Origin of the sequence: Rubrivirga sp. (assembly GCF_049648075.1) — a bacterium.
Lineage (GTDB): Bacteria > Bacteroidota > Rhodothermia > Rhodothermales > Rubricoccaceae > Rubrivirga.
Genome location: NZ_JBARYR010000619.1, coordinates 1 through 2387 on the forward strand (window position 1 = coordinate 1; position 2387 = coordinate 2387).

Below are 2387 nucleotides of genomic sequence, written 5' to 3' on the forward strand. Positions count from 1 at the left end.
TGACCCCGCGGGCCTATCCCATCGAGGCCGGGTTGCTCCACGCGGGCGACAACGTGATCGCGGTGCGGGTCTACGACGGGCCGAACGAAGGCGGCATTCACCAGGGGCCGGTCGGGCTGATGACGCCCCAGGCGTACGCAGATCTGTCTCGGTGACATCCGGTGACAGGACGGTGGCGGGCTGTGACGAGCGGGTGACAACTACGAGGGTCGATCTCCCGAATCTGGGTCACACCAACCCACACCGCCATGACCCGCATCTTCCTCCTCTCCGTCTTGCTGTCCTCCGCTGCCGTCGCGCAGCCGTCCACCCCGACCCCGATCGTCTTCGCCGACGCTCGCACGTCGACCTCGAGCTACGCCGGGCTCTACGCCACCGACGGCGGCATGATCGAGGTTCGGCCCGGCACGTCGGGCATCACCCTCATCGCCCACGGCGCCCCGGTCGCGGCTCGACTCACCGGCCTGTCGAGCTCGGACACGCACACCGACGCCCACGCCGCCGCGCTCCTCGACGCCTGGGTGACGGGCGACCTCGAGGCCGTCGTGACGTCGGTCCGGTCGGAGCGACAGTTCGAGTCCGCCGAGTCGTTCGCCCGGTACCGCTCCGCGCTCGTCCGGGGCCACGGTGACGCCATCGCCGCCAGCGTCGTCGGCACGTTCGACTCGATCTACGGGGGCCAGGTCACGCTCGTCCAGCTCCTGTTCGACCGTGGCTCGGAGTGGGCCTCGCTCGTCTGGGACGAGAACGACGAGCTTGTGACGATGACGCGCGGCCTAAGCCCCGTCGTGGTCGGCACCGCCGAGCCGACCTCGAGGGACACCTTCACGGGCACGGGCACCGACACGGGCACGGGCACCGAGGTCCGCTTCGAGCGAGGTCAGGACGGCCGCGTCGAGACGATCCGCGTCGACGACCGCTTCGTCGCCATCCGATAACGTCGGGCACACCGGCAGCGGGGCGGCGAGTGGAGTCCTCGCCCCGTATCAGCCGGCCCTGACCAGCGAGCGGTTCTTGGACCGCCCCGTGCGCCCCGCCGACCCTGTCGGTGGGGCGTTTTGCATTAGCCGCGCTCGCGGAGCCAGCTCACGAACGCATCGAGGGCGCGTCCTCGATGGCTGATCGCGTTCTTCTCGCCGCCCGTCATCTCGGCGAACGTCCGGCCGTCACCGTCGGTCGGGCGAAATATGGAGTCGTAGCCGAACCCGGCGTCTCCGGACTCCTCTCTCGTGATGACGCCTTGGCACACGCCGTCGAAAAACTGGACCCCGGACGCGTCAGCAAACGCCAGCACGGTCCGAAACCGGGCCGTCCTCGAGGACGCGCCCTCGAGGTCGGCGAGCAGCTTGTGTCGGTTCGCGTCGGCGTCTCCGTCGAGGCCGGCGAAGCGCGCGGAATGGACGCCGGGCGCGCCGTCCAAGGCGTCGACCTCGAGGCCGGTGTCGTCGGCGAGCGACGGCAGGCCGGTGTGCTGAAACAAGGCGCGGGCCTTTTTCTCTGCGTTACCGCGCAGCGTGTCGGCGTCCTCGTCGACCTCGAGGGCGCCGGTCTCGGCGGCGGTCGTGAGCTCGACCTCGAGGTCGGCCAGGCGGGCGGCCAGTTCAGCGACCTTGCCGGGGTTGCGGGTGGCGAGGACGAGGCGCATCGGGGGTTGGGGGTTGGGGAAGATGTGCGCGGCGCCGGCCTCGAGGGCGGAAAACGGCGCGACAAAGGCGGGCCTCGGCAGCACGATCGTCCTCGAGGACGGGACTGACCTCGAGGGCACGAACGGCCCAATCGTCGATCATCAATCGTCCTTGCCTTCCCTCCGTCTTCACCGATCCCGCGCCGTCCGTCCTTGGTTGCTACTGCCGAGCTCCCTAGCTTTGTCGATTGCGCGCGACGCGTTTTCCGGCCCTCACCCACAACACCCCCTTTGCCTTGGCCATCGGTATCAAAGTACGCGACAAGGAGTCCATCGACCGCGCTCTGCGCCGGTTCAAGCGCACCGTGAACCGCGCCCGCGTCCTCCGGACGTACCGCGAGAACATGGCCTACACGAAGCCCTCCGCGACGAAGCGCGAGGAGCGCAAGGAGGCGGCCAAGAAGGCCCGCCGCGCGAACCGCCGCCGCTACTAGCCGACGGCTCTCGGCCCCGGCCGACGATCTGCGACGCCCGCCTCGACGCCTCGAGGTGGGCGTTTCTGTATCTACCCGGTGCGCTCCGGCACGTCATGCCGCGTCTCGCCCTCGCCCCAGACGACGAACTTCTGGGTCGTCAGCGACTCGAGCCCCATTGGTCCGAACGCGTGGAGCTTGGTCGTCGAGATCCCGATCTCAGCACCCAGCCCGAGCTCGCCCCCGTCGGAGAACCGCGAGGACGCGTTCACCAGCACGACCGACGCGTC

3 protein-coding genes and 1 pseudogene are annotated in these 2387 nt (G+C 69.5%); 2 read left to right on the forward strand and 2 right to left on the reverse strand.

The window, feature by feature from the left end; translation table 11 throughout:
- Positions 1-248: 248 nt before the first annotated feature.
- Complete coding sequence (locus WBA11_RS16925) at positions 249-938, forward strand: hypothetical protein (RefSeq protein WP_424521821.1); 690 nt, start codon at positions 249-251, stop codon at positions 936-938.
- Between the two features lie 125 nt (positions 939-1063).
- On the opposite strand, the gene rdgB is transcribed toward WBA11_RS16925, so the two are convergent.
- On the reverse strand, positions 1064-1765 hold the full coding sequence (gene rdgB, locus WBA11_RS16930; RefSeq protein WP_424521822.1) for an RdgB/HAM1 family non-canonical purine NTP pyrophosphatase: 702 nt from the start codon (positions 1763-1765) through the stop codon (positions 1064-1066).
- A gap of 161 nt (positions 1766-1926) precedes the next feature.
- On the opposite strand from rdgB, the gene rpsU reads away from it, so the two are divergent.
- Positions 1927-2118 (forward strand): 30S ribosomal protein S21, encoded by a 192-nt coding sequence (gene rpsU / locus WBA11_RS16935; RefSeq protein ID WP_424521823.1) that lies wholly within the window; start codon positions 1927-1929, stop codon positions 2116-2118.
- A gap of 71 nt (positions 2119-2189) precedes the next feature.
- Here rpsU and WBA11_RS16940 read toward each other — a convergent pair.
- A pseudogene (locus WBA11_RS16940) lies at positions 2190-2387 on the reverse strand (glutamate-5-semialdehyde dehydrogenase); the annotation flags it as partial.